At 64.7% G+C, this 26,174-nt stretch carries 23 protein-coding genes and 1 pseudogene; 6 read left to right on the top strand and 18 right to left on the bottom strand.

Annotation, left to right across the window (positions count from 1 at the left end):
- Positions 1–74 precede the first annotated feature (74 nt).
- The 5 genes from FNB15_RS08185 to FNB15_RS08165 all read left to right on the top strand — a co-directional run bounded on the left by FNB15_RS08185 (position 75) and on the right by FNB15_RS08165 (position 5,599).
- Positions 75–1,793: a PAS domain-containing sensor histidine kinase gene (locus tag FNB15_RS08185; RefSeq protein ID WP_144068229.1), complete on the top strand. Its 1,719-nt coding sequence runs from the start codon at positions 75–77 to the stop codon at positions 1,791–1,793.
- A 150-nt stretch (positions 1,794–1,943) separates the two neighbouring features.
- Positions 1,944–2,921 (top strand): Bug family tripartite tricarboxylate transporter substrate binding protein, encoded by a 978-nt coding sequence (locus FNB15_RS08180; RefSeq protein ID WP_144068228.1) that lies wholly within the window; start codon positions 1,944–1,946, stop codon positions 2,919–2,921.
- An 11-nt stretch (positions 2,922–2,932) separates the two neighbouring features.
- The gene (locus FNB15_RS08175) at positions 2,933–3,406 is read left to right on the top strand and encodes a tripartite tricarboxylate transporter TctB family protein (protein WP_144068227.1); all 474 of its coding nucleotides are present in this window, start codon (positions 2,933–2,935) and stop codon (positions 3,404–3,406) included.
- A complete protein-coding gene (locus FNB15_RS08170; RefSeq protein ID WP_144068226.1) occupies positions 3,406–4,893 on the top strand; it encodes a tripartite tricarboxylate transporter permease in 1,488 nt (495 codons plus the stop codon). Before FNB15_RS08175 ends, FNB15_RS08170 begins: the two co-directional genes overlap by 1 nt.
- Before the next feature lie 250 nt (positions 4,894–5,143).
- Positions 5,144–5,599: a PaaI family thioesterase gene (locus FNB15_RS08165; RefSeq protein ID WP_144068225.1), complete on the top strand. Its 456-nt coding sequence runs from the start codon at positions 5,144–5,146 to the stop codon at positions 5,597–5,599.
- A 14-nt stretch (positions 5,600–5,613) separates the two neighbouring features.
- Here FNB15_RS08165 and FNB15_RS08160 read toward each other — a convergent pair whose 3' ends face one another.
- On the bottom strand, positions 5,614–6,570 hold the full coding sequence (locus FNB15_RS08160; protein WP_144068224.1) for a hypothetical protein: 957 nt from the start codon (positions 6,568–6,570) through the stop codon (positions 5,614–5,616).
- 344 nt (positions 6,571–6,914) lie between these two features.
- Between FNB15_RS08160 and FNB15_RS08155 the strand changes: the two genes are divergently transcribed.
- On the top strand, positions 6,915–7,577 hold the full coding sequence (locus FNB15_RS08155; RefSeq protein WP_185973774.1) for a substrate-binding periplasmic protein: 663 nt from the start codon (positions 6,915–6,917) through the stop codon (positions 7,575–7,577).
- Positions 7,578–7,583: 6 nt separating this feature from the next.
- On the opposite strand, the gene FNB15_RS08150 is transcribed toward FNB15_RS08155, so the two are convergent.
- The 17 genes and pseudogenes from FNB15_RS08150 to FNB15_RS08070 all read right to left on the bottom strand — a co-directional run bounded on the left by FNB15_RS08150 (position 7,584) and on the right by FNB15_RS08070 (position 26,127).
- The gene (locus tag FNB15_RS08150; protein WP_185973773.1) at positions 7,584–8,405 is read right to left on the bottom strand and encodes a sulfotransferase family protein; all 822 of its coding nucleotides are present in this window, start codon (positions 8,403–8,405) and stop codon (positions 7,584–7,586) included.
- Between the two features lie 154 nt (positions 8,406–8,559).
- Positions 8,560–10,704 (bottom strand): polyribonucleotide nucleotidyltransferase, encoded by a 2,145-nt coding sequence (pnp, locus tag FNB15_RS08145; RefSeq protein WP_144258684.1) that lies wholly within the window; start codon positions 10,702–10,704, stop codon positions 8,560–8,562.
- A gap of 272 nt (positions 10,705–10,976) precedes the next feature.
- Complete coding sequence (gene rpsO / locus FNB15_RS08140) at positions 10,977–11,246, bottom strand: 30S ribosomal protein S15 (RefSeq protein ID WP_144068221.1); 270 nt, start codon at positions 11,244–11,246, stop codon at positions 10,977–10,979.
- A 17-nt stretch (positions 11,247–11,263) separates the two neighbouring features.
- Positions 11,264–12,169, bottom strand: a complete 906-nt coding sequence (gene truB / locus FNB15_RS08135; RefSeq protein WP_144068220.1) for a tRNA pseudouridine(55) synthase TruB — start codon at positions 12,167–12,169, stop codon at positions 11,264–11,266.
- A 13-nt stretch (positions 12,170–12,182) separates the two neighbouring features.
- Complete coding sequence (rbfA, locus tag FNB15_RS08130; protein ID WP_144068219.1) at positions 12,183–12,665, bottom strand: 30S ribosome-binding factor RbfA; 483 nt, start codon at positions 12,663–12,665, stop codon at positions 12,183–12,185.
- Positions 12,666–12,696: 31 nt separating this feature from the next.
- Positions 12,697–15,567, bottom strand: coding sequence for a translation initiation factor IF-2 (gene infB / locus FNB15_RS08125; protein WP_144068218.1), 2,871 nt, complete (start codon positions 15,565–15,567; stop codon positions 12,697–12,699).
- A gap of 120 nt (positions 15,568–15,687) precedes the next feature.
- Positions 15,688–16,131: a DUF448 domain-containing protein gene (locus FNB15_RS08120; protein WP_185973772.1), complete on the bottom strand. Its 444-nt coding sequence runs from the start codon at positions 16,129–16,131 to the stop codon at positions 15,688–15,690.
- Positions 16,132–16,156: 25 nt separating this feature from the next.
- Positions 16,157–17,677, bottom strand: a complete 1,521-nt coding sequence (nusA, locus tag FNB15_RS08115) for a transcription termination factor NusA (protein WP_144068216.1) — start codon at positions 17,675–17,677, stop codon at positions 16,157–16,159.
- Positions 17,678–17,714: 37 nt separating this feature from the next.
- Complete coding sequence (gene rimP / locus FNB15_RS08110) at positions 17,715–18,236, bottom strand: ribosome maturation factor RimP (protein WP_144068215.1); 522 nt, start codon at positions 18,234–18,236, stop codon at positions 17,715–17,717.
- Between the two features lie 230 nt (positions 18,237–18,466).
- A complete protein-coding gene (locus tag FNB15_RS08105) occupies positions 18,467–19,201 on the bottom strand; it encodes a CbtA family protein (protein WP_144068214.1) in 735 nt (244 codons plus the stop codon).
- Between the two features lie 22 nt (positions 19,202–19,223).
- Entirely contained in the window at positions 19,224–19,799 is a 576-nt protein-coding gene (gene trmB / locus FNB15_RS08100; RefSeq protein ID WP_221932768.1) for a tRNA (guanosine(46)-N7)-methyltransferase TrmB, read from the bottom strand.
- A 159-nt stretch (positions 19,800–19,958) separates the two neighbouring features.
- Positions 19,959–21,173 carry a methionine adenosyltransferase gene (gene metK / locus FNB15_RS08095; protein ID WP_144068212.1) on the bottom strand — a complete coding sequence of 405 codons (1,215 nt, stop codon included), beginning with the start codon at positions 21,171–21,173 and terminating at the stop codon, positions 19,959–19,961.
- A 205-nt stretch (positions 21,174–21,378) separates the two neighbouring features.
- Entirely contained in the window at positions 21,379–21,822 is a 444-nt protein-coding gene (locus FNB15_RS08090; protein ID WP_246068823.1) for a helix-turn-helix domain-containing protein, read from the bottom strand.
- 84 nt (positions 21,823–21,906) lie between these two features.
- Positions 21,907–23,493: an apolipoprotein N-acyltransferase gene (gene lnt, locus FNB15_RS08085; protein ID WP_144068211.1), complete on the bottom strand. Its 1,587-nt coding sequence runs from the start codon at positions 23,491–23,493 to the stop codon at positions 21,907–21,909.
- A 24-nt stretch (positions 23,494–23,517) separates the two neighbouring features.
- Positions 23,518–24,396 carry a hemolysin family protein gene (locus FNB15_RS08080; protein ID WP_144068210.1) on the bottom strand — a complete coding sequence of 293 codons (879 nt, stop codon included), beginning with the start codon at positions 24,394–24,396 and terminating at the stop codon, positions 23,518–23,520.
- 122 nt (positions 24,397–24,518) lie between these two features.
- A pseudogene (ybeY, locus tag FNB15_RS08075) lies at positions 24,519–25,010 on the bottom strand (rRNA maturation RNase YbeY); the annotation flags it as partial.
- A gap of 49 nt (positions 25,011–25,059) precedes the next feature.
- The gene (locus FNB15_RS08070; RefSeq protein ID WP_221932767.1) at positions 25,060–26,127 is read right to left on the bottom strand and encodes a PhoH family protein; all 1,068 of its coding nucleotides are present in this window, start codon (positions 26,125–26,127) and stop codon (positions 25,060–25,062) included.
- Positions 26,128–26,174 lie beyond the last annotated feature (47 nt).

Genomic DNA, 26,174 nt, shown 5'->3' with positions numbered 1-26,174 from the left:
TGACAGTGCCTGCAGTTTTTGATTGAAACGGAACTGCCCGCAATCAAAGGTTAGGGTGTGTTCACAGGCTTGGCATGATCCTTTCGACGATTCAGATTTCCGCGGCCCTCGCCCCTCTGCTGGTCGCCCTGGCCTGCCTGATGGCCTGGCGCTATCTGGATGGCGGCCGGCACCTTCTGTTCTGGGCGCTGGGTCATGCACTGCTGGCGCTGGCGTTCCTGCTGCTGGCGGTCACGCCGCTCGGCCTCGGCTCCGGCCTGACCATGGTGGCGACGCTCTGCACCGTCAGCTCGGCCATCGTGCTCGCCTCCGGCATCCGCGTCCTGGTCGGCTATGGCGACCGCCTGATCTACGCGTTGCTGGCCGGCGTTGCGGTCACGGTGGCGGTGGTGGCGGCGCAGCGGCTCGGCCATTACGCGATCTACACCTCGGCGCCTTTCGTCAGCCTGCTCTGCTTCTTCTATGGCGGCACCCTGCTGCTGCTCAAGCAGCGCTCGATCTTCTATACCGTCACCGGCATTATCCTGCTGGCGCGCGGCGGCCTGTCGCTGATCTACACGATGCGGCTGGTCGATCGCAGCACCAGCATGGATTCAGCGCTGGCGCTCTCCATCCTGCTGATCATGCTGACCGGCCTCGGCCTGATGATGATCGAGTTCGACAATGCGCGCCGCAGCGAACGCCGTGCGCGTGACGCCGAGCATGAGACGGCGCAGTTCCTCGAGGCGCTGCTGAACGCCATGCCGGCGACGATGAGCTACAAGGACCGCGATCTGCGCTATCGCATGATGAACCGCCGCATGCGCGAACTGCGGCAGGCCAACAATGTCGAATATATGGGGCGCACCTGGAGCGAGATCGTCGGACCCAGCGCGGCCGCGGTGATCGAGGATATCGACCGCCGCCTGCTGGAAACCGGCGAGCCGACGCATATGGAGCAGGCCTGGACCGGGCCGGACGGCCGGCCCATCGTTCTGTTCGCCCTGAAAGTGCCGTTGCGCGATACCGAAGGCCGCGTCATGGGCATCATCACCTGCGGCATCGACATCTCGCGGCTGAAGGAAACCGAAGCTCAGCTGATCGAACAGCGCGAAGCCGCCGAAGGCGCCAGTCGCGCGAAAAGCGCCTTCCTGTCCAACATGAGCCACGAGTTGCGCACGCCGCTGAATGCCATCATCGGTTTTGCGCAGATGCTGTCCGGCGGCTATGCCGGGCCTCTGAGTGAACGCCAGCTCGGCTATGCCGCCAATGTGCAGGAATCGGGCGAGCATCTGCTGCGGCTTGTGAACGACATTCTCGACCTCTCGCGGCTGGAAAGCGGCCGCCTGGATATCCGCATCGAGAGCTGCAGTTTCGACCAGATCGCGCAGAGTGCCCTGGCGATGGTGCAGCCGCAGGCGCGCCAGGCCGAGATCACACTGTCCTGTGCGCCGACCGACCTCACACTGCATGCCGATCCCCGCGCGCTGACGCAGATCCTGGTCAACCTGCTGGGCAACGCCGTAAAGTTCAGCCGGCCGCAGGGCAGCGTCAGCCTGGAAGCCAGCAAGGACAACGGCATCATCCGTATCCGCGTGCGCGACACCGGCATCGGCATGAGCGAATCCGAAAGCCGCGCGATGAGCCAGCCGCTGCATCTGCATCGTATTGATGTCTACCGCACACGCGCCAATAGTGGCGCCGGCCTCGGTCTGTCGATCTGCCGCAGCCTGGTGGAATTGCATGGCGGCCGGCTGGAAATCCTGAGCCAGCCCGGCAAAGGCACCACCGTGGACGTGCTGCTGCCGGGCTGATCTGCAGCCGCCCGATTTCGCAGCAGCCTGATTCGCGTCAGACCGGGAACCGGCCCGTAATCGCGCGGTTTTTACACCGTATTTCCTTGTTTTCCGATGCCTGTCTGTCCTCTACTGCAGGCAACGAACAAATCCGTACGGGAGAGAAACATGCTGAATCGCCGCAGCTTCCTGCAAACCACGGCCTGTGCCACCGCCGTTTCCGCCCTGCTACCCGGCTTCGCCGGTGACGCGCGCGCCGCCATCGACCAGGTGCAGTTCTTCGTGCCGGCCAATCCCGGCGGCGGCTGGGACCAGACCGCGCGCAGCATGGAGCAGGCGCTGAAGAGCGCCAACCTGATCAAGGGCGCGCAGGTGACCAATGTGGGCGGCGCCGGTGGGGCTGTCGGCCTGCCGCAATTCGTGAACCAGTGGAAGGGCCGCGGCAATGCGCTGATGGTGGCCGGCATGGTGATGGTGGGCGCACTGATCACCAACAAGTCGCCGGTAAAAGTGACGCAGACCGTGCCGATCGCGCGCCTGACCGGCGAATTCGAAGTGATCGTCGTGCCGAACGAGTCGCCGCACAAGACGCTGAAGGACCTGATGACAGCCTTCAAGGCCGATCCGGCCAAGGTGTCGTGGGCTGGCGGTTCGGCCGGCGGCACCGACCATATCCTGGCCGGCATGCTGGCCAAGGCATCGGGCGGCGAAGCCAAGAAGGTATCCTACGTCGCCTATTCCGGCGGCGGACCGGCTCTCGCTGCCCTGCTCGGCAACCAGGTGACCTGCGGCGTTTCGGGCTGGGGTGAATTCAGCGAGCAGGTCAAGGCCGGCAAGCTGCGGGCACTCGCCATCTCGGCCGACAAGCGCCAGTCCGGCATCGACGTGCCGACGATCAGGGAAGCCGGCTTCGATGTCGAACTCTACAACTGGCGCGGCGTGTTTGCGCCGCCGGGCATCAAGGATGCCGACAAGAAGGCGCTGATCGAGCTGGTGACCAAGATGCGCGACTCTGCCCCATGGCAGGAGCAGCTGAAGACGCGCGAGTGGACCGACGTGTTCCTGGCTGGCGATGCCTATGGCAAATATCTCGATGCCGAGATCACGCGCATCGAGGCGATCCTGAAGGATCTCGGCTTGGCCTGAGTCCCGCACCCATGGACCGGCTCCGTAAGCCCGAGGCATTGCTGGCGCTAGGCGTGATCGCCCTCGGCCTGCTGGCGCTGTATGAGACCACGCAGATTCCGGTCTCGCCGATGTATGCCAAGGTCGGGCCCACGGCGGTCGCCTATCTGGCCAGCGCGCTGCTGATCGCACTGGGCGGCGCGCTGCTGGTGCAGGCGGTGAGCGGCCGCTGGGTCAGCGACGCGGAAGAAAGCGACGCGGTACTCGATCTGCGCGGGATCGGCTGGCTTCTGCTCGGGCTGGTGCTGAATGTCGGGTTGATTGATCCGCTCGGCTTCATTCCCGCCTCCGTGCTGCTGTTTGCCTGCACGGCGCGCGCCTTCGGCAGCCGCCGGCCGCTACGCGATGCGCTGATCGGTTTTGTGCTCTCGGCCGTCACCTATTTCGGCTTTGCTGAACTGCTCGGCATCAACATCGGTGCCGGCTTCCTCGGGGCACTGGACTGATGGAAACCCTCGATCTCCTCGGCAACGGGTTCGCCGTCGCGCTGCAGCCGATGAACCTGCTCTGGGCGCTGGTCGGCGTCACGCTGGGCACCGCGATCGGGGTGCTGCCGGGTCTGGGCCCCGCCCTGACGATTGCGCTGCTGCTGCCGATCACTTTCAGCGTACCAGCCACCGCCGCCTTCATCCTGTTCGCCGGCATTTATTACGGCGCGATGTACGGCGGCAGCACGACCTCGATCCTGCTGAACACACCAGGCGAAAGCGCCACCATTGTCACGGCGCTCGAAGGCAACAAGATGGCCAAGAAGGGCCGCGCGGCGTCTGCCCTTGCCACTGCGGCCATCGGCAGCTTTGTCGCCGGCACCATCGGCACGCTCGGTCTGACATTCGTGGCGCCGCCACTGGTGGAGTTCGCCCTGCGTTTCGGTCCGGCCGATTACTTCTCGCTGATGGTGGTGGCCTTCGTCGCCGTCTCGGCCGTGCTGGGCTCATCGATGCTGCGCGGCCTGACGGCGCTGACCTTCGGCATTCTGCTTGGCCTGGTCGGCATCGACCTGCAGACCGGGCAAGCGCGCTTCACGTTTGGACTGCCTGAGCTGCTGGACGGAATCAACGTCATCGTCGTGGCCGTTGGTTTATTCGCGGTCGGCGAGACGCTCTATCTCGCGGCACGCCCCAAGACCGATGCCAGTGTGATCAAGCTGGAAGGCCGCGCCTGGATGACGAAGGAAGACTGGCAGCGCTCATGGAAACCCTGGCTGCGCGGTTCATTCCTCGGCTTCCCCTTCGGCGCACTGCCGGCCGGCGGCGCCGAAGTCCCCACCTTCGTCAGCTATTTCCTGGAGAAGAAGCTGTCGAAAAAGCCGGAGGAATTCGGCCATGGCGCCATCGAAGGCGTGGCCGGACCGGAAGCCGCCAACAATGCCTCGGCCGCCGGCGTGCTGGTGCCGATGCTGGCGCTGGGTCTGCCGACCTCGGCGACAGCGGCGATCATGCTGTCGGCCTTCCAGTCCTACGGCATCAATCCCGGGCCGCTGCTGCTGCAGAACCAGCCCGAACTGGTCTGGGGCCTGATCGCGTCGCTGTATGTCGGCAACGTGATGCTGCTGGTGCTGAATCTTCCTCTCGCCGGATTATGGGCGAAGATTCTCACCATCCCGGCGCCGTGGCTCTACGGCGGCATCCTGGTCTTTGCCACGATCGGCACCTATGGCATCAGCCAGTCGTGGATCGATCTGGTGCTGCTGTACCTGATCGGTGGCGTCGGCTATCTGATGCGCCGCTTCGATTTCCCGACTGCGCCCGCCGTGATCGGCATGATCCTCGGGCCGTTTGCCGAACAGGAATTCCGTCGCGCCATGACCATCTCGGCCGGCGATATGACTACCTTTGTAACCCGCCCACTCAGTCTGACCTTGCTGATCATCGCAACCCTGCTGGTAGTTGTGCCGCTGCTGCTCCGCCTGCGCTCCCGCAAAGTCGGGTAAAGCCTGACTCGGCGGGGAATGAGGCGATTTCATGAAAAGTGACGCCCGTCACTGCAAGATGGGCAAGGACGTCCTATATAGGAATCATGGAACGGAGAGATTTTGCAGAGTCGCTTCGTTTCGGATTTCCTCCCCTATGAATCCCCCTTGAGGGCGACCTTCCCCCCGGTCGCCCTCATTTTTTTGTCCTGCGTTTTTGCATCTTATGCATGACTTGCCTTCCGCGTCCGCATAGGCCATTCAGCGGGGCATGACAAAGCAATCCTCCAGGCCGGGCTACAGGTCGAAACCGGTGCCGCCGGGTTTCACCGTCCTGCCACCGGTGTCGAAATTCTTTGCCGCACTGGGCAAGGTTTACGTTCGCCATCATGAAAACGATGCGTCGCCGGTCTACGGCCTGCATGTGCGACCCAAGCATGGCAACCGCAATGGCACCGGGCATGGCGGTTTCCTCGCCACCCTGGCCGATACCTTCATGGCGTCGTTCATCCACCACCAGCGCCCTGACGTCACCAGAATGTGGACCACGAAGCTCACCGTGGAGTATCGCCGGCCGGCGCCGATCGGCGCCTGGCTGGAATGCCACCTGATCGACCTGCAGGTCGATGGCGACATCCTGACTGTGCAATGCGAATTGCGGATGGGATCGCTGGTAACCAATCGCGCCAGCGCCAGCTTCAAGATCGCCGGGCGGCGCGCGCCTTGAATTGACGCGGCGGGTTAGCGCGGCGCGGCGGGCTGCGCTGAAGCTGGCGGCAGCGAGCCGGGCGGCGCCGCCGCCGAGACGATGCGGCAGAGCATGGCGCGGCCGCTGGCTTCTTCCAGCCGCAGATCCTCGCCATTGCGCTGGGCGCCCCAGCCGGCGCCGAAATAATCGTAGCGATGGCCGGGCGGCTGGCGCTGCAGGGTCACCGGATCGCGGCCCTGGGTTTCCACCACCAGCCGGTCCTGCGCAGCCCCCATCACGGCAACCACCTGCTCGGTGCAGCGGAACACGATCTCGCCGCCGGCGCCGGCCAGTTTGCGGGCCTCGGCGCTGGGCGCCGCCGCCTGCGGGATCGAAGCGATCGAGAAACCGGTGCTCTGGCGGCTGTCCTGCCAGGCCGGCTTGGCCACCGCAAGGCGCTCGAGCGCCGCCAGCGCCTGCACATTGGCACCGCGGATTTCGGCATCGGTGGGTTCCGTTTCGATCCCGTCGATCGTCTTGCGGCCGCCGGTGTAACGGCCGTTGGAGAAGGAGAGATTGAGATCGACGCGACGCAGCCCGTCCATCGACCCGGCCTGACCGCCGCGACGGCGGCCATGCTCGGCATAGTGCATCAGGTCGCCGTTGTGAAAGCTGAACACCACATTGGCATTGCCGTTGCCGCCGTATTCGCGCCATTCGGCGATGCGTTCCGGCTTGCCGTTGCGCAGCGCGGCTTCCCAGTCGGCACTGGTTTCGCCGGTATTGTATTTGCCGCGCACGATGGTGGCGCCGTCCATCACATCCTCGGTATCGGCCGGGACGGAGTCGGCGGCGGGTGCCGGGGAGGTGGTCTGCGCCTGCAGCGGCGGCGCAGCGACCAGCAGGGCGCCGGCAAGCGCAAGGCCGCAAGCTGCCGCCCTGGCCGCCAGCCTGATCGTCAACAGGCCGGCAAGGCGGGTTGCATCAGGGCGCGGCTGTGGCATCGGCATTTCATGGCTCCAGACAGACTCGGCATCACAATCCAAACGCAGAAAAACGGCAACAATCTGGCCGGAAAGGGACGGGAGCGAGATCACGATGCCGCTGTCGCCCATCCGGCCCGGTTTGCCGGCATATATTAAGGACGGAAAATAAGCGCTTTCTTACCACAGGCGGGATTAATCTGGGCTTTATGGGGGAGGACAGGGTTTATTCGTTGCCACGACTCGCCGGCTGCGCGCGGCGGAGGCGTTGGGCTGTTGCCCTCGCCCTGGCTGTGGTTGCGCTGGCTCTGGCACCGTCCGCAGCCCTCGCCCAGCCGGCGGCGCCCGCTGCCCCGCCGCAGCCGTTACAGGTGATCGGCGCGGCCCGGCCGCCCTATATCATCGAGACCAACGGCGTCGGCACCGGCCCCGCGATCGAGTTGCTGCAGATTCTCGCCCGCAGCGTCGGCGTCGATCAGGCCGTGCGCATCCTGCCGTTCCAGCGCGCCCTGCTGGCGCTCGAACAGGGCAGCACACTGTATCCCGCACTGCTGCGCACCCCGCAGCGCGAGAACCGTTTCATCTGGATCGGTGAGGTTTACGCCGACCGCGCCGTCTTCTTCACCCGCCGGGACAGGACGCCGGTCGGCAGCCTGGCCGCAGCGCGCGAATTGCCGCGCGTCAGCGTGATGCGCGGCTCCGAACTGCAGGGCATGCTGCAGTCCTTCGGACTGGAAAATTTCGAAACCAGCAACAGCGAAATCGATAATGCCCGCCTGCTGCATGCCGGACGGATCGACGGCTGGTTTACGTTGCGTGCGGTGGGACGCGCGACCTGGGCACAGCTGCAGTTCGATCCGGCCGAACTGCGGACCAGCGAGGCTTTTGCCACCGTGCCCTTCTGGATTGCGGGTTCGGCAGACCTGCCCGAGCAGACCGTTGCGACCCTGCGCGCGGCCTACCGCGCCGCACGTGTCGATGGTCGCTATCGCCGCATCATCGCGCCGCTGCTGGCGCTGGAAAATCCGCAGTAATGCCGCTCAAATGAGCGGCATGCCGAGCTGCTGCATCAGCGGGCCGCACTGGTCCAGCACGATCTGTACCTGCGGCGGCGTCAGGATGCTGGCGTAGTTGCCGATCGAGTCGGCATTCAGCGGCCGGCCATACTGCTCGGTATGCCATTCGGTCTTGCTGGCCGGACGGTTGATATCGGTGAGGTCTGACTTCCACACCCGGTCCGGCTGGCAGGTAATGCCCATGAAGCTGTCGACCGGCTTGAGATTGCCGCTGCGGCTCAGGCCTTCATAGGTCACGATCAGGGCGCGCTTGCTGAACACATCCGGCGCGTTGAGCAGCGGTGCATAGGAAGCGTTGAACTCCTGGCAGATGCGCAGGATATCCTGTTCGGAAATCACGGCTTGCGCATTGCCCTTTCGCATCACGGTGACGCGCGAGGCGGCCACATCGCGCACATCGCGGATCGACAGCACAAATTTCGCTTCTGGCACCAGCTGCGCCAGGTTGCCGATCTGGCGGCTCAGCACCGGGTCCTTCAGCGCCAGTTTCTTCGGCCGGCCGGCATGCTCCCAAGTATCATGCAGCACCGCGCGCAGCAGCTGGCTGTGATAACGCCCGAATTCCGGACGGCCGCCAGAGAAATAGGCATAGGTATGGGATTCGAAAGTGTTCCAGCCCACTGTGAAGGGCGGCAGCAGTGCAGTGAAGTAACTGCATTCGGCGATGTAATCGTTCACCGAGTCATCGGTGCAGATCAGGGCATGCAGGATCGTGGTGCCGGTGCGCGGCGCACCGACCACGAAATAAGGCTCGAAAGGCAGATCCGTCTTACCGCTGAATTGCAAAGCACACCTCTGGTTTCGGCCAACATCGCGCCTGGAACTTAAGATTCCCTAAACCATGCGGGCGGTCGGGATTGCCTCGCGCCGCGCTGACCGAACCAGGCAATAAAAAAGGCCGGGATCGCTCCCGGCCTTTTCCGTTTTGTCTGCCGAAGGCTTATTCAGCCTGCTCGGCCTCGTCGGTCTTCGGCTTGTTCGACAGGTCCTCGCCGGTGGCCTGATCGACCACCTTCATGGACAGGCGGACCTTGCCGCGCTCGTCGATGCCCAGCACCTTGACGCGCACTTCCTGGCCTTCCGACACCACGTCGCTCGGCTTGTTGATGCGCTTGGGCGCCATTTCCGAAACGTGCACGAGGCCGTCGCGGCTGCCGAAGAAGTTCACGAAGGCGCCGAAATCGACCAGCTTGACGATCTTGCCCTTGTAGATCATGCCGACCTCGGGTTCCGAGACGATCGACTTGATCCACTGCACGGCAGCGTCGGCAGCGGCCGGATCGCTCGACGCGATCTTGATCGTGCCATCATCCTCGATGTCGATCTTGGTGCCGGTCTTCTCGACGATCTCGCGGATCACCTTGCCGCCCGACCCGATCACTTCACGGATCTTGTCCTTCGGCACGCTCATCGTGGTGATGCGCGGGGCGTTTTCCTTCACGCCAGCGCGGTTCTGCGACATCGCCTTGGCCATCTCAGCCAGGATATGGACGCGGCCATGCTTGGCCTGCTCCAGCGCCACCTTCATGATCTCTTCGGTGATGCCGGCGATCTTGATGTCCATCTGCAGGGCGGTGACGCCCTCGTTGGTGCCCGCAACCTTGAAGTCCATGTCGCCGAGGTGATCCTCGTCGCCCAGGATGTCGGACAGCACGGCGAAGCGCTTGTCTTCCAGGATCAGGCCCATGGCGATGCCGGCGACCGGAGCGGTCAGCGGCACGCCGGCATCCATCAGCGCCAGCGAGGTGCCGCAGACGGTGGCCATCGAGGAGGAACCGTTCGACTCGGTGATCTCCGAGACGACGCGGATCGTGTAGGGGAAGGCTTCCTTCGCCGGCAGCAGCGGGCGAACCGCACGCCAGGCCAGCTTGCCATGGCCGATTTCGCGGCGGCCCGGCGAACCCATGCGGCCGGCTTCGCCGACCGAGTAGGGAGGGAAGTTGTAGTGCAGCATGAAGGCTTCGCGGTATTCGCCGTCCAGCGCGTCGATGATCTGTTCATCGGTGCCGGTGCCCAGCGTGGTGACAACCAGCGCCTGGGTCTCGCCACGGGTGAACAGCGCGGCACCGTGGGCGCGCGGCAGCACGCCGACTTCCGATACGATCGGACGCACGGTCTTGGTGTCGCGGCCGTCGATGCGCAGGCCGGTGTCGAGGATGTTGAAGCGCACGACCTGGGCTTCCAGATGCTTGAAGGCATCGGAAACGTCGACCGGGTTGGCTTCGCCATCGGCGAACAGCGCCTTGGCCTTGGCCTTCACTTCGCCGACCTTGGCATAGCGGGCCTGCTTGACCTTCTCTTCGTAAGCGACGCGCAGCTCGGCTTCGATGCCCGAATCCTGCAGCTTCTTGAAGGCAGTCTCGTAACCGGTGCGGGCCTGCAGCGGCATCGCATCCTTGGCGGCGCGTTCCGCCAGGCCGATGATGGCTTCGATCACCGGCTGGAAGCCCTTGTGACCGAACATCACGGCGCCGAGCATCACGTCTTCCGGCAGCTGCTGGGCTTCCGACTCAACCATCAGCACGGCGTCGGCGGTGCCGGCGACGACGAGGTCGAGCTTGTTGCCCGCTTCGGTCAGCTGGGTCTTGGTCGGGTTCAGCACATATTCGCCGTTGATGTAGGCGACACGGGCGGCACCGATCGGGCCCATGAAGGGAATGCCCGAGATGGTGAGCGCGGCAGAGGCGCCGACCAGGGCGACGATATCGGGATCGTTTTCCAGATCGTGCGACAGCACGGTGGCAACGACCTGGGTCTCATTGCGGAAACCGTCGGCGAACAGCGGGCGGATCGGACGATCGATCAGACGCGAGGTCAGCGTCTCCTTCTCGGTCGGACGGCCTTCACGCTTGAAGAAGCCGCCGGGGATCTTGCCCGCAGCGAAGGTCTTCTCCTGGTAATTCACGGTGAGCGGGAAAAAGTCCACGCCCGGCTTCGGGTTCTTCGCGGCGACCGCCGTGCAGAGCACGATGGTGTCGCCATAGGTCACCATCACGGCGCCATCGGCCTGACGGGCAATCTTGCCGGTCTCGATGGTGAGCTTGCGGCCGCCCCACATCACTTCGGTCTTGTGGATATTGAACATCTGTTTTCTTCCTTCCTCGGCGCCCTGGTCCTTCGGACTGACCCTGACCCAGGCACCCGGCGGGACGGCGCCCATCGCCTCCCGCCCGGCCGGCACGACGACATCAGTCGCGCGCGGCAAACCGGCGCATCGAGTCCATCCCGATGCCGCCGGCCAATGTCCGGACTACGATGAAATGCAGACGCCCGCCCCGGCGGTCCGGGAGCGGGCGTGTGTCATCGTATCCGGAATACGGCTGCTGGCGATTGCATTCGCTGCAGCTGCCATAGTCGTTACTTGCGGAGACCCAGTCGCTTGACCAGCGAGTCATACCGCGCGGTGTCGATATTCTTCAGGTAGTCGAGCAGGCTGCGACGCTTGCTCACCATCATCAGAAGGCCACGACGCGAATGCACGTCTTTCTTGTGGGACTTGAAATGGTCGGTGAGGTTGTTGATGCGCTCGGTGAGCACGGCCACCTGGACTTCCGGCGAACCAGTGTCGCCCTTCTTGGTGGCATATTCGGCAACCAGCGCGGTCTTGCGCTCGGCAGTGATCGTCATGACTTAACTCCGCGACATCAAAGGTTGAACAAACGCAGCGGGCGGACCTCGTCGGCGGAACGCTCTGCGAGGCCGACGGGCTTGCCGTCTGCCATCACCAGAAGTTCGCCTTCCGGCGGGAGTCCGGGGGCCGTCAGCGCGATCTTTATAGGTTGGCCGTGTTTGAGGCGGTCAGCCTGCGGGCCGGTCAGAACCAGGGCCGGGATGTCGTCCAGCGCGGTTTCAATCGGCAGCAGATACGCGTGCGCGGCGTCCTTTTGGCACAGTTCCTCCAGTGAATCCAGCGAAAAGGCCGCCTTTTCATCGTAGCGCCCGACCCGGGTCCGCCGGAGCACCGTGATATGTCCGTAAGTGCCTAAGGATAAAGCAAAATCCCGGCCCAACGCGCGGACATACGCGCCTTTGCCGCAATCGACTTCAAACACGGCATGATCCGGATCGGGACAGTCGATCAGACGCAGCGCATCGATGCGGATCGGCCGCGCCGCCAGCTCCAGCATTTCGCCTTTCCGGGCCAGGTCATAGCTGCGCTGGCCGTCCACCTTGATGGCGGAATAAGCCGGTGGCCGCTGCATGATCTCGCCCACAAAGCTCGGCAGCATCGCCTCGATGGCGGCGCGATCGGGACGCACATCCGAGCGCTGCGTGATCGCGCCCTCGGTATCGTCGGTTTCGGTGGCTTCGCCCCAGCGCACGGTGAAGCGGTAGGTCTTGCCCGCCGTCATCACCCAGTTCACGGTTTTGGTGGCTTCGCCCAAAGCGATCGGCAGGATGCCGGTCGCCAGCGGGTCCAGCGTGCCGCCATGGCCGGCCTTGGCGGCATCGGTGAGGCGGCGGACTTTCGCCAGGCATTGCGTCGAGGTGAGCCCGAGCGGCTTGTCGACGATCACCCAGCCATGGACCGGGCGGCCCTTCCTTTTCATAGGTTGGGCTTTTTCATTCCTCGTCCGACGGCTTGTCGAGATCGGCCTTCACCGCCGGCTGCTGCAGCAGCCTGGTGACACGGGCGGCCTCGTCGAAGCTGTGGTCGAGCTTGAAGGAGAATTGCGGCGCCACGCGCAGGTCGATCTGCTTCACGGCTTCCATGCGGATATAGGAGGTGGCGCGGTTGAGCCCGGCGATGATCTTGGGCGCATCGCTGCCGCCCAGCGGCATGACGAAAGCGGTCGCCGCCTTCAGATCGGGGCTGACGCGCACTTCGGTGACGGTGACGACAAGATCGACCAGATCGGGGTCGCGGAAATGGCCGTTGCGCAGCACATCGGACAGGATGTGGCGCAACTCCTCGCCGACGCGCAGCTGGCGCTGGCTGCGTCCGCCGGGCAGTTCGTCGCGACCACTGCCTTTGGCGCCGCCGCGGGCGGATTTGCCCCCGCCCTTGGCAGGCTTGCCGCCACCACTGCGCTTGCTCTGCGCCATCTGCTGCTCCGAAGGTAAGGCTGACGCGCGATTACAGTTCGCGCGCCACGCTCTCGAGTTCGAAACACTCGATCATGTCACCGACCTGGATGTCGTTGTAATTCTCGAACGACATACCGCAGTCCATGCCCTGCTTGACCTCGCGTGCATCGTCCTTGAAGCGCTTGAGGGTCGAGAGCGCGCCTTCGTGAATCACCACGTTGTCGCGCAGCAGGCGCACCTTGGCGCCACGCTTGACGATGCCTTCGGTGACCATGCAACCGGCGACCTTGCCGATCTTGGTGATGTTGAACACCTCGCGAATCTCGGCATAGCCGAGGAAGTTTTCGCGAATGGTCGGTGCCAGCATGCCCGAGAGCAGCGCCTTCAGGTCGTCGATCAGGTTGTAGATGATCGAATAGTAGCGGATGTCGACGCCTTCGCGCTCGGCCAGTTCGCGTGCCTGCTTGGAGGCACGCACGTTGAAGCCGATGACGGCGCCCTTCGAGGCGCCGGCCAGCGAGATGTCGGACTCGTTGATGCCGCCGATGGCGCCGTGCAGGAAGCGGACAACCACTTCCTCGGTGCCCAGCTTGTTGACGGCGGCCTGGATCGCTTCCAGCGAACCCTGCACGTCGGTCTTGATGACGATCGGCAGTTCCTTGGCTTCGCCGGCCTGGATCTTGGAGAACATCTGCTCGAGCGAACCGCGCGCCGAGATGGCGGAGCGGGCTTCGCGCTGCTTGCGCTCGCGGAACTCGGCCACTTCACGGGCACGGGCTTCGTTCTCGACCACGACGAACTCGTCGCCGGCTTCCGGATTGCCCTGCAGGCCGAGCACTTCGACCGGCACGGCCGGACCGGCCGAGACGACATTCTTGCCATGATCGTCGATCAGGGCACGCACGCGGCCCCAGGCGCTGCCGGCGACAAACACATCGCCGACATGCAGCGTGCCGCGGGCCACCAGCACGGTGGCGACCGAGCCACGGCCGCGCTCCAGCTTGGCTTCCACCACCACGCCTTCCGCCTTGCGGTCGGGATTGGCCTTGAGGTCGAGGATTTCAGCCTGCAGCAGGATGGCTTCTTCCAGCGTGTCGAGGCCCATCTTGGTCTTGGCCGACACTTCGATGGACTGCACTTCGCCGCCCATCTGCTCGACGACGATCTCGTGCTGCAGCAGCTCCTGCCGCACCTTCTGCGGATTGGCAGCCGGCTTGTCGCATTTGTTGATCGCAATCACGATCGGCACGCCGGCCGCCTTGGCATGATGGATGGCCTCCACCGTCTGCGGCATCACGCTGTCGTCGGCCGCGACCACCAGCACGACGATGTCGGTGACCTTGGCGCCGCGGGCGCGCATCTGCGTGAAGGCTTCGTGGCCTGGCGTATCGAGGAAGGTGATCGCCTTGCCCGACTTCATATGCACCTGGTAGGCGCCGATATGCTGGGTGATGCCGCCGGCTTCGCCGCTGACCACATCGGTAGACCGCAGTGCATCGAGCAGCGAGGTCTTGCCGTGATCGACGTGGCCCATGACGGTGACGACCGGCGAGCGCGGCACCATGACCGCATCTTCGTCCTTCTCGCCGCCGAGGCCGAGTTCGATGTCGGACTCCGCCACGCGCTGCACGCGATGGCCGAATTCGCCGACGATCAGTTCGGCGGTGTCGGCATCGATGGTCTGATTGATGGTCGCCATCACGCCCATCTTCATCAGCGCCTTGACCACATCCACGCCACGTTCGGCCATACGATTGGCCAGTTCCTGCACGGTGATGGTCTCGGGGACGACGACGTCACGCAAAATCTTCTGCTGCTCCGCGGCCGCCTGGCCATGTGAACGCTTCTCGCGCTCGATTCGGCGACGGAACGAGGCGACCGAGCGCACGCGCTCGTTCTCGTTCAGCGCCGCAGAGACGCTCAGCTTGCCGGTGCGGCGTTCGCCGCCATCCTTGGGACGCAGCGTGGTCGGCTTGGCCGGCACAATCTTGGTGCCGCCAGGACCACTACGACGCTTGGCGCCGCTGTCATCCTCTTCATCCATCGGCGGGCGCACGCCGGTCGGCGCCGGAGCGCCAGGCGCAGCGGCAGTGCCGGTGGTGGCAGCCTGTTCAGGATTGGCCAGACGACGGGCCGCTTCGGCCTCGGCCTTCTTGCGCGCTTCGTCTTCGGCCTTCTTGCGCGAATCCTCATCGGCCTGGCGGCGCAGGGCCGCCTCTCGCTCGGCGTGGATCTTGGACTGGTCGTCCATACGGCGGCGCATGCCTTCTTCGGCAACGCGGCGCATCTCGGCGTATTTGCGGCGCTCATCCTCGTTCGTACGAGTGCGGGCCTGCCGCTCCTCCTCCGACATCGGCTTGAGCACCATGCCACTGGTCCGAGCCGGCCGGGCCGGGGCGCGGTCGCGATCACGGGCGGCGGCGGCGCTGGTGGGGCGGACATCGCTGGTCGGCTGCGCGGTCATGCGCGGGCCGCTGCTGCGCAGGGTTTCACCGCGCGACGCGGTCGGAGCTGGCGCCGGGGCAGGCGCAGCGCTCGCAGGTGCCGTGTCCGGCGCCTTGGCGATTTCAGCGACGCGGGCCTGCGAGGCGACAGCCTCTTCAGCGGCCTTGGCCGCCTTGGCGGCATCGTATTCGGCAATCTTTTCGGCATGCGAGGGCACATGCACGCTGGGCGTCACGGCGCGCGGCGCAGCAGCACCCGAGGCGGGCGCCGCAGATGCGGCAGCCGGTGCAGCTTCGGCAGCCTTCGAACCCGGCGGGACAATGGTGCGCTTCTTGCGCACCTCGACCGTTACCGCCTTGGTACGGCCATGGCTGAAGCTCTGGCGCACCTGTCCGGTCTCAACGGTCTTCTTCAGCTCGAGCCGCTTGGGCTTGGCTGCAGTCTTGTCCTTGTCCTGCTCGTTCACGTCGCTCATACAGTCCGCTTCCGCCTACCGCTCAAACTCATTCCACTGATGCCGGATGGCTCCAGTGGTTATCTATGGCGGGCCCAGCCTCTTGGCACCCCCCACCCGGCCCGTCAATGTCCCGCGCCGTCAGGCGGGCGGGACCAGCCGGGCGAGCAGCGCCAGATCGGCTACCGCACGCCGTGTCAGCGGCGAGCGTTTCAGCGCCAGCCGCCCCAGCCCGAGCACGTTCGCATCGGCAGACACCGTGTCTGCATCTGCGGCCGCATCGGCCAGTACCAGCCCGGCTTGCCGGGCTTTCTTCACCTGCCCGGCCACATGGGCCGTCCAGGCGTCCTGGCTGCGGGCCGGCAGATCAGCCGGCACCTGCAGCTTGCGTTTCGCGGCCCGGGCGAACATGCCCTTGGCCGCGGCCAGCCCCACCGCATCCGGTGCCGGCGCGAGCCAGAGCCCGCGGCCGGGAAGCCGATGCGCCGGATCCGGCACCACCACCGAATCTCCTGTTACAGCGAACCGCAACAGGGTTTCAGCGTCCGCGCGCTGGCCGGTCAGCAGACAGCGCCGCTGCGGCATCGCGCGATCCCGTCGGCGACCGGGCTTACGCCTGGCCGCTTTCCTCGCCTTCGAACCAATGCTGACGCGCCGCCATGATGATGGCGTTCGCATCGTCATTGGAAAGACCTTCGCCGACGATCTCCTGCAGCTCATCGCCGGCCAGATCGCCCAGATCGTCGAGCGTCTTCACGCCCTTCTCGCCCAGCGCCACCAGCATCGGCGGGGTGAGGCCTTCGATACCGGCCACCTCGTCGCTGACGCCCAGCGTCTTGCGCTTGTCTTCCATCTCGGAGTTGCGCTTGTCGATGTATTCCATCGCGCGCTCATGCAGCTCGTTGGCCACATCGCCGTCGAAGCCCTCGATCTCGGCCAGCTCTTCCACCGGCAGATAGGCGAGTTCCTCGATCTTGGTGAAGCCTTCGGTGACCAGCAGCTGGGCCAGCGTCTCGTCGACATCCAGCGCGTCGATGAAGAGCTGGCTGCGCTCGCGGAATTCCTTCTGGCGGCGCTCGGACTCTTCTTCCTCGGTCAGGATGTCGATGTCGTAGCCGGTGAGCTGCGAGGCCAGACGCACATTCTGGCCGCGACGGCCAATCGCCAGCGACAGCTGGTCGGTCGGCACCACGACTTCAACCGCATTGGCTTCCTCGTCCAGCACCACCTTGGCCACTTCAGCCGGGGCCAGCGCATTGACGATGAAGGTGGCCGGATCGGGCGACCACTTGATGATGTCGATCTTTTCGCCCTGCAGTTCGTTCACCACGGCCTGCACGCGGCTGCCGCGCATACCGACGCAGGCGCCGACCGGATCGATCGAGTTGTCGTTCGACAGCACGGCGATCTTGGCGCGGCTGCCCGGATCACGGGCGACAGCGCGGATCTCGATGATGCTGTCGTAGACTTCCGGCACTTCCTGGGCAAACAGCTTGGCCATGAACTGCGGATGCGAGCGCGACAGGAAAATCTGCGGACCACGCGGTTCGCGGCGCACGTCGTAGATATAGGCACGCACGCGATCGCCCTGGCGGAAGGTCTCGCGCGGCAGCAGCTCGTCGCGACGCAGGATCGCTTCGGCCCGGCCCATGTCGATGGTCACGTTGCCGTATTCCACGCGCTTGACCAGGCCGTTCACGACCTCGCCGATGCGGTCCTTGTATTCGGCATACTGACGCTCGCGTTCGGCCTCGCGCACCTTCTGCACGATCACCTGTTTGGCGGTCTGCGCGGCGATGCGGCCGAAATCGATCGGCGGCAGCGGCTCGGCGATCACGTCGCCCACCTGGGCATCCGGATTGCGGCGCTGCGCCTCGCCGATGCCGATTTCGATGGCATCGTTCTCGATCTTCTCGACGACCTGCAGATGACGCTCCAGGCGGATTTCGCCGCTCTTGCGATCGATCTCGGCATGGATGTCGTTCTCCAGGCCATAGCGCGAGCGCGCCGCCTTCTGGATCGCATCTTCCATCGCCATCAGCACGACATCGCGCTCGATCGCCTTCTCGCGGGCGACCGCATCAGCCACCTGCAGCAGCTCGAGCCGGTTGAAGCTGGTTACCGTTTCCATGGTTCCTGTTCCTTGAAACTCGTTTACCGGTAGAAACTCAATTCGCCGCCGCACTGCGTCCCGCGAGACTCGCGGTAATCAGGTCGTCGGTAACAATCAGTTTGGCAGTGGCGATGTCGGTGACAGGCAAGCGCGCTTCGCTGCCCTTCTCCTCATCGCGCAGCAGCAGTTCGTTGCCCTCCAGACCGCCGATGCGGCCCTGGAAGCGCTTGCGGCCATCGAGCGGACGGCCAAGTTCGACCTTGGCGGCAAAGCCCTTGAAGCGGGCGAAATCGGACGGCTTGATCAGCGGACGGTCCAGGCCCGGCGAGGAAACCTCCAGCCGGTAGGCCTCGCTGATCGGATCTTCCACGTCGAGCACGGCGCTGACCGCGCGGCTGACATCGGCGCAATCGTCCACCGTGATGCCGCCGTCATGCGGGGCACCGCCGGTGTCGCGTTCGAACATGATCTGCAGCACCGGCCGTTCGGTGCCCATCAGCTTGACGCGCACAAGCTGGAAGCCCATGCCTTCCAGCGTGGGTGCAATCAAATTCGCAATCCGAGTCGCCGCATCCATGCGTGCGTGGGTTCCTGTTCTAACCTGTCATCGATCTGGTGCCGGCCCGGGACGTCCGCCGGGTACACATTCCGCTGCGCGGATAGTGAAACTGGCAGAAATAAAAAATGGGCCGTCCGGCCCATGTCCTCTTCCCGATCCAGCCATGGACCAGGCCAGCAATGTCGGACGCTGTTATAGCGGCAAATTCAGCCAATGCAAGGCTTTTGCGCCCATTTTAACCCACCCGGTCAGGGCATGCCGGGGCCGATTCCGGGGCCATTTTCCGGGCCCTTTCCGGGCCGGTTTTCGCGGCCGTCTCCATCCCCGCTGCCGCCCCCCGTGCCGCCTCCCATACCGCCCTGGGGCCGTTGCACGATCCGGCGGGCGGTCAGCACCGAAAACAGCCCCAGCAGCAGCCAGAACAGCAGGTTGAGGCCGAGTCCCCGCAAGACCGCAAACTCTGGCGCGGCATCGGCAGCGGCGTCGCCCAGCACCCCCGCCCCCGGATCCGGCAGGCCGGGATTGTCGCCACCCGCCGCCCCGGCCAGCAGCGGCAGCAGGATCAGGCCCAGGCCGGCCAGCCGGCGATTGCGGCGCGACTTTTCGCCCATACCCGGCGACCAGAGCAGCCAAAAGCCGCCAGCCGTGCAGGCCACCACGATCAGCCAGCGCAACGGATGCCGGGCGGTCATCTGTCCGGGTACCGTCTCGGGCAGGACCAGCCAGGGCATCAGGGTCAGGGCCAGAAACCCCGCCATCCCCCAGGCCAGGGCGCGGTAAAGCCCGGTCAAAGGGCGGTAAAGCAGGAAAACCTGCAGGGCAAACCCGCCGAACAGGCCAAGCGCCAGATGGTGCAGCAGCAGAAAATCGCCTTCGCGGGGGTCCAGCAGGCCGGCCGGCGTGGTCGCCACCCGGGCGAACATCAGGCCCAGGGTGGCCAGCAGCGCCGCGGCAAAGGCGGCCACCAGCAGGCGAAACGGCATCGGCGCCCTCTTGGAAAAGACCTCAGACCCGGTGCAGACGATAGTAATGCGGGGTGCGACCGGCGGATATCGCCTTCTGCTCGTATTTGCTGGCCGGCCAGTCGGCCGGGCGGCGCAGCCAGTCGGCGCTGGTCTCGGCCAGCCAGTCGAAACGCGGCGCGGCCAGGATATGGCGCAGCATCCAGCGCTGGTAATCCGGCACATCGGTGGCCAGCCGCAACGCGCCGCCCGGCGGAATCAGCCGCGCCCATTGCTCCAGCGTCTCCGTGTTGACGATGCGACGCCACTGATGGCGTTTCTTCGGCCAGGGATCCGGGAACAGCGTGAAGCCGCGCGCGATGCTGCCATCGGGCAGCGACTTCAGCAACAGGCGCGCATCGTCGGTGAGAATCCGGATATTGTCGGCACCGCCAGCATTCACGCGCGCGGCAATGCGCGACACCAGCTTGGCCACACCGGGCTCATAAGGCTCGACGCCGAGGAACCCCACATCAGGATTGGCTTCCGCCAGCGCAAACAGGTGCTGGCCGTCGCCGAAACCGACCTCGACCCAGTATTCGCGCATCGGCTGTGCGAACAGCGCCGCCGGAGTCAGCACGCGTCCTTCTGGCGGCAGCACAATGCGCAGGCGCGGCAGCCAGTCAGCGAATGTCGTTTCGCGGGCGGGAGAAAATTTGCGGCCGCGCCGACGCCCGAAAATCAGGCGTCTGGACGCGGCCGCGGACTCTTCGTCAGACACGGTGGTGCTTCAACGCCCTTAGCGGACGTTGAAGGCCGACTTCAGGTCCTTGACCAGGTCGGTCTTCTCCCACGAGAAACCGCCGTCCTTTTCCGGCTTGCGGCCGAAATGGCCATAAGCAGCGGTGCGGGCATAGATCGCACGGTTCAGCTTCAGATGCTCGCGGATGCCGCGCGGGCTGAGCTTCACCAGCTCCTGCAGAACCTTCGAGATCTTGTTCTCGTCGACCTTGCCGGTGCCGTAGGTGTCGACATAAACCGACAGCGGATAGGCCACGCCGATGGCGTAGGACAGCTGGATCAGGCACTTGTCAGACAGGCCGGCGGCGACCACGTTTTTCGCCAGATAGCGCGCGACATAGGCAGCTGAGCGGTCAACCTTGGTCGGATCCTTGCCCGAGAAGGCGCCGCCGCCATGCGGGGCCGCGCCGCCGTAAGTGTCGACGATAATCTTGCGGCCGGTCAGGCCGCAATCGCCGTCCGGACCGCCGATGACGAAACGGCCAGTCGGGTTGACGTAGAAATGCTCGTCATCGCACATCCAGCCCTTCGGCATCACCTTCTGCACGTAGGGCTTCACGATGCGCTTGATGTCGCCGGACTCGAGCTCGCGGCCCTTCTTGTCCTTGGCGGCATGCTGGGTCGATACCACGATGGCGGTGGCGCCGGTCGGCTTGCCGTTCTTGTACAGTAGCGTGACCTGGCTCTTGGCGTCCGGGCCCAGCAGCGGCTCCTTGCCGCTGTGACGGACGGCGGCGAGCGCCGACAGGATGTTGTGCGACAGCTGCAGCGGCGCCGGCATCAGCTCCGGCGTCTCGTTGGTGGCGTAACCGAACATGATGCCCTGGTCGCCCGCGCCTTCATCCTTGTTGCCGGCGGAGTCGACGCCGACAGCGATATCGGCCGACTGGCCATGCAGCAGCACGTCGACCTTGGCGGTCTTCCAGTGGAAGCCCTTCTGTTCGTAGCCGATCTTCTTGATGGTGGCGCGCGCCACCTCTTCGATCTTCTTCTTGTTCACCGCGCCCGACTTCGACACCAGGCTCTTCGGGCCACGCACTTCGCCGGCAATCACGACGCGGTTGGTGGTGGTCAGGGTTTCGCAGGCCACGCGCGAATACGGGTCTTCCTTCAGGAAGAGATCCAGCACGCCGTCGGAAATCTGGTCGCAGACCTTGTCCGGATGGCCTTCGGAAACCGATTCGCTGGTAAACAGATAAGAGGAACGCGCCACGTTTATATCTCCTCAAGCGGCCGCGCCAACCGGCCCGAAGCTGACGTTCCCCCGCACCGGTCGCTTGGCGCACGCCGGAATTGGGAAAACGCGAAAGTCCGGTTATTTCGCAGAGGTTGCCGCGATGGTCAAGCACAATGGCGTGACCCTCTTGGGGCATGACCCTGTTCGGCGTGACCGTATGGGGCCCGAACGGCCGGATTGATCAGGCTGCCGGCAGAGTTTCGGGGCTGGCGGCGGGCTCTGCGGCCTCGCTGTCGCCATTCATGGCCCAGACAAGATCAATGATGCGGCGACGCAGGCCCTGCTGCTGCAGGCCGCGGAAGGCCCGCAGCAATTCCACATCTTCCCGCGTGATTGACGCGGCGGGGCTGCCGGCCGGCACGGCAACGCTCAGCGTGCGGCCATCCCGGGCGGTGACCGGCTGGCCTTCCAGCCCCTCGAAGAAATAGGCCGGCGGCACATCGAGCAACGTGGCGAACTGATAGAGCCGGCTGGCACCGATGCGATTGGCGCCTTTCTCGTATTTCTGGATTTGCTGGAAAGTCAGGCCGACCATCTGGCCGAGGCGATCCTGACTCATGCCGACCATGGTGCGGCGCAACTTCAAACGATTGCCAACATGCACATCAACCGAATTCTTCGGCACTGAACTGCCCTCTACTCTGTACGGTAATCACAATCACACAATGGAATAACTCGCCCCCGAATAAACCCTCCAGGGCCGACGTGGTCAATGCTTTGCGGTCCGGAGCAATGCGACAAAAGCGGCGACAAGAATGACTATTGCAAAAGCGAGCAGAGGTGCGTCGCCGATACGCGCGTAAGGCGGACGCTCTGCCGTTGCGGCCGGTAAACCGCCATCGACGACGCCGACTTCATCGAGGCCAAGCCGCACCGTGACACGACCATATGGATCGACAATGGCGCTGATGCCGTTGTTGGCGGCGCGCACCAACGGCAATCCCTGTTCGACAGCACGGAAGCGCGCCGCAGCAAAATGCTGGTACGGACCGGACGAGCGACCGAACCAGGCGTCGTTGGTGAGATTCAGCAGGAGACCCGCCGCCGGTTTTCCGTCATCGAACTGCTGCATCGATTCATCGGGGAAGATTGCTTCATAGCAGATCAGCACACGCGCAAACGGCAAACCCGGAATCGCGATGGGCGTCGCGTCACGGCCTGCTGAGAAATCCACCGCACCGGCCGCCACGGCATCGAGGCCGAGCGGTTTGAGCAGGCTGCGGAACGGCAGGTATTCGCCGAACGGCACCAGATGCACCTTGTCATACCGCGCGGCGATCTGCGCATCGCTGCCGAGCGCGAAGACGCTGTTGTAGACTGCGATGTCGCGCGGATTGGCGGAAAGCTGTTCTCGTCTCGGCGCGCCGGTGATCAGCACCGTTCCCGGTGCCAGCCGTTGCGCCAGCGCGTCGCGCAGGCCGGGTTCTTCATCCAGCAGATAGGGGATCGCAGTCTCGGGCCAGATCACATGCGTGAGCGGCTTTTCGGGATTGGTTTTTGGGGACTGCAGGCTGAGCGCGACATGCTGCTGCAGATGCTGCTGGCGCAGATCGTCCTGCCATTTCAGAGTCTGTTCGATGCTGGGCTGCACCAGCCGCAGATGGACATCCGGCAGCATGGCGATGTCTGCCGGCATGCGAAGCGACGCCAGGCCCATCGCAAGAGCTAACAGGGCGGGCAACATGAGTGCGATGCGACGACCGGGGACCAGCGCTATAGCAAGGCCGCTGGCCGCCAGCATGGTCAGCAGGCCGAGACCCTGCGCGCCCATATAACCCGCAAGCTGCATCGCCGCCGGCCAGTCGCCCCAGACATAACCGATCAGATTCCACGAAAAGCCGGTGCCGACATGGCCGCGCAGCCATTCGCCGACCAGCCAGCCGAACGGCATCAGCAGCATGTAGGCCAGACGATGGCCCCGCGCGATCAGCCAGGCAAGCCATGCGCCGGTGGCGGGAAACACCGCCAGCACGATGGGCAGGCCGAGCATCGGCAGCGGCAGCAGCAGCGCGTATTTCGCCGCATCGACAAAGAAGGAGATGCCGATCCAGTAATGACCGGCGACAAAATAGCCGTAGCAGAAGGTGAACAGCGTGAAGAAGCTGCGGCGGCGCGCCGCCATGTCGCGGCCGCCATCGTCGAGATGCAACAGCAGGATGAATGCGAGGAAGGCCAGCGGCCAGAGCGACAGCGGTGCCTGTGCCGCGGCCAGCAGCACACCGAGCAGCAACGCCGCAGCATAGCGGCGCCAGCCGCGCAAAGCCTGCCAGGCCGCCAGAGCGCCGTGCAGCGTCATCTTGAAGACAGGGTCATCTAGAGATCAGACCACATCGGCGCTGGGTTGCGGCGCCAGCTGGCGGATGCGCACGCGCTTGACGCGGCGCGGATCGGCCTCAAGCACCTCGAAGGACAGCCCGGCGGGATGTTCGATCACCTCGCCACGCAGTGGCACACGGCCGAGATGCGACACGATCAGGCCGCCGACGGTATCGACATCATCGTCGTCTTCGGGATCAAGCAGGCTGCGGCCGAGTTTTTCCTCAAGGTCGTCGATCGGGCAGCGGCCAAGCGCTTCCAGCACGCCGTCGGCGCGCTGGATCAGCATGCCGCCGGCGGCGACATCGTGCTCGTCATCGATCTCGCCGACAATCTGCTCGACCAGGTCCTCGATGGTGACCAGGCCGTCGAGGCCGCCGTATTCGTCCACCACGATGGCCATGTGCACTCGGGTGTCGCGCATCTCTCGCAGCAGTTCGAGCACCGATTTCGACGGCGGTACCACCAGCAGCTTGCGCAGCACTTTTTCGAGCGAGAAGTTGCTGCGCGCTCCGGAGAGATAAGGCAGCACATCCTTGACGTGGATCATGCCGATCACGTCATCGAGATTGCCGCGATAAATCGGCAGGCGCGAATGCTCGGCATCGACCAGCGTCTTCACCAGCTTCTCGAAGTCGATCTCGAGCGGTACGGCGATGATATCGGTGCGCGGCACACGAATCTCGCCAACGCGCAGCTCGCCCACTTCGAGCACATTGCGCAGCAGCGCACGCTCGGCGGTTTCCTCCGGCGTGGCGCTGTCGTCAGCATGCTCTTCCAGCAGTTCTTCGATGCTGTCGCGCAGAGATTCATCGCCACGGCCGCGCAGCAGCGTCAGCAGCCGCTTCCAGAGTGTGGCGCCGTTTTCGCGCGTCTCGCTCATGCGGCCTTCCGCCTTCTGGCGGTCTTCTTCTTCACGATCTTCTTCACCGCTTTTTTCGCGGCTTTCTTTTTGGCGGGTTTTTTCTTCGCGGCCGGCTTCTTCTTTGCCGGCGCCGCCAGCCTGTACGGATCGGCGATCCCCATACCGGCCAGGATCACGGTTTCCAGCGGCTCCATCGCCTCGGCCTGGTCGTCATCCATATGATCGTAGCCGAGCAGATGCAGCACGCCATGCACAATCAGATGCGCGACATGATCGGCCAGCGTCTTTTTCTGCTCGCGCGCTTCGCGTTTGCAGGTGGCGAGGCCCAGCGCCACGTCGCCGAGATAGGCCGGCGGCTTTGCCGGGTCGATGGCATTTTCAGACGGAAAGGACAGCACGTTGGTCGGCTTGTCCTTGGCGCGCCAGCCGGCATTCAGCTTGCGCATCTCGGCATCGTCGGTGAGCAGGATGCTCAGACTGGTCTTCGGCGCGCCCCTCTTCTGGGCGGGCAGTTCGGCCTTCAGCGCGGCAATGACCGCGCGACGCACTGCGGCTGCCGGATTGGGCAGCGCCGCACGCCAGGCGCTGCTGGCAATGCGGATATCGATCTCAATACTGGAACCGTCGGGCATGGTGCAGGGCTTTTTGGCAAATTCGGCGGCTCAATTCAACCTGTTGGACTTATCCACGACGGGGACGCCCGGCCGCATCGGGCCGCGACAGGCCCAGTTCCTGTTCATGCGCCGAATAGGCCCGCACGATCTTGGTGACCAGCGGGTGGCGCACCACGTCGGCTTCGCCGAAACGCACGAAGGCAATGCCATCGACGCCTTCGAGGATGTCGAGCGCATGACGCAGACCCGAGGGCACGCCGATCGGCAGATCGATCTGCGACAGGTCACCGGTGACCACCAGGCGGGAATTCTCGCCCAGGCGCGTCAGCAGCATCTTCATCTGCACCGGCGAAGTGTTCTGCGCTTCATCGAGAATGACAAACGCATTGGCCAGCGTGCGGCCGCGCATGAAGGCAAGCGGCGCGACTTCCACCTCACCGCTCTCCAGGCCCTTGGCGACGCGTTCGGCCGGCAGCATGTCGTAGAGCGCATCGTAGAGCGGACGCAGGTAGGGGTCGATCTTGTCGCGCATATCACCGGGCAGGAAGCCGAGACGTTCGCCGGCTTCCACCGCAGGACGCGACAGGATGATGCGATCGACGCGGCCTTCCAGCAGGAAGTTCACCGCCATGGCGACCGCGAGATAGGTCTTGCCGGTGCCGGCCGGGCCGAGGCCGAAGACCAGCTCGTTGTTCTGCAGGGCGTCGAAATAGACTTTCTGGGTATGCGATCGCGGCAGGATGACGCGCTTCTTGGTGCGCACCGCACCTTCCGGAATCGGCCGGTCGTCGCGGATCAGTTCCGCCTTGTCACGCAGCTTCGCACTCACCGGAGCGTTCATCGGACCTCCCTGGGTCATACGGATTGCACCATCGACATCACCCATCTCGATCTCCGCCCCGCCCTCAAGGCGGCGATAGAGATCGGTCAGAACCTTTTTCGCCTGCGCCTGCGCTTCGGCAGGGCCGGTGATCATCAGCCGGTTGCCGCGCGAGGCGACCGCCACGCCGATGCGCTCTTCTATGCGCGCCAGATGGCGATCGTGTTCGCCGAACAGCAGCGCCAGCACGCGGTTGTCATCGAAGTCGAGAATGATCGGTTGACCGGATGTGTCCGGACCGCGTGCATCGCTCACAGGCTTCAGCCTCGTTGCTTCCAAAAGATTCCCGTGCCGCGCCCGCG

This window comes from Ferrovibrio terrae, from assembly GCF_007197755.1.
Lineage (GTDB): Bacteria > Pseudomonadota > Alphaproteobacteria > Ferrovibrionales > Ferrovibrionaceae > Ferrovibrio > Ferrovibrio terrae.
Note: the sequence above shows the minus strand (reverse complement) of the source record. Positions and strands in the feature narration are given on the sequence as shown.

Coding starts and splice junctions, on each gene's coding strand:
- FNB15_RS08185 (WP_144068229.1), top strand. CDS start 75: ATGATCCTTTCGACGATTCAGATTTCCGCGGCCCTCGCCCCTCTGCTG.
- FNB15_RS08180 (WP_144068228.1), top strand. CDS start 1,944: ATGCTGAATCGCCGCAGCTTCCTGCAAACCACGGCCTGTGCCACCGCC.
- FNB15_RS08175 (WP_144068227.1), top strand. CDS start 2,933: ATGGACCGGCTCCGTAAGCCCGAGGCATTGCTGGCGCTAGGCGTGATC.
- FNB15_RS08170 (WP_144068226.1), top strand. CDS start 3,406: ATGGAAACCCTCGATCTCCTCGGCAACGGGTTCGCCGTCGCGCTGCAG.
- FNB15_RS08165 (WP_144068225.1), top strand. CDS start 5,144: ATGACAAAGCAATCCTCCAGGCCGGGCTACAGGTCGAAACCGGTGCCG.
- FNB15_RS08160 (WP_144068224.1), bottom strand. CDS start 6,570: ATGCCGATGCCACAGCCGCGCCCTGATGCAACCCGCCTTGCCGGCCTG.
- pnp (WP_144258684.1), bottom strand. CDS start 10,704: ATGTTCAATATCCACAAGACCGAAGTGATGTGGGGCGGCCGCAAGCTC.
- rpsO (WP_144068221.1), bottom strand. CDS start 11,246: ATGACGATCACTGCCGAGCGCAAGACCGCGCTGGTTGCCGAATATGCC.
- truB (WP_144068220.1), bottom strand. CDS start 12,169: ATGAAAAGGAAGGGCCGCCCGGTCCATGGCTGGGTGATCGTCGACAAG.
- rbfA (WP_144068219.1), bottom strand. CDS start 12,665: ATGGCGCAGAGCAAGCGCAGTGGTGGCGGCAAGCCTGCCAAGGGCGGG.
- infB (WP_144068218.1), bottom strand. CDS start 15,567: ATGAGCGACGTGAACGAGCAGGACAAGGACAAGACTGCAGCCAAGCCC.
- FNB15_RS08120 (WP_185973772.1), bottom strand. CDS start 16,131: ATGCCGCAGCGGCGCTGTCTGCTGACCGGCCAGCGCGCGGACGCTGAA.
- nusA (WP_144068216.1), bottom strand. CDS start 17,677: ATGGAAACGGTAACCAGCTTCAACCGGCTCGAGCTGCTGCAGGTGGCT.
- rimP (WP_144068215.1), bottom strand. CDS start 18,236: ATGGATGCGGCGACTCGGATTGCGAATTTGATTGCACCCACGCTGGAA.
- FNB15_RS08105 (WP_144068214.1), bottom strand. CDS start 19,201: ATGCCGTTTCGCCTGCTGGTGGCCGCCTTTGCCGCGGCGCTGCTGGCC.
- lnt (WP_144068211.1), bottom strand. CDS start 23,493: ATGACGCTGCACGGCGCTCTGGCGGCCTGGCAGGCTTTGCGCGGCTGG.
- FNB15_RS08080 (WP_144068210.1), bottom strand. CDS start 24,396: ATGAGCGAGACGCGCGAAAACGGCGCCACACTCTGGAAGCGGCTGCTG.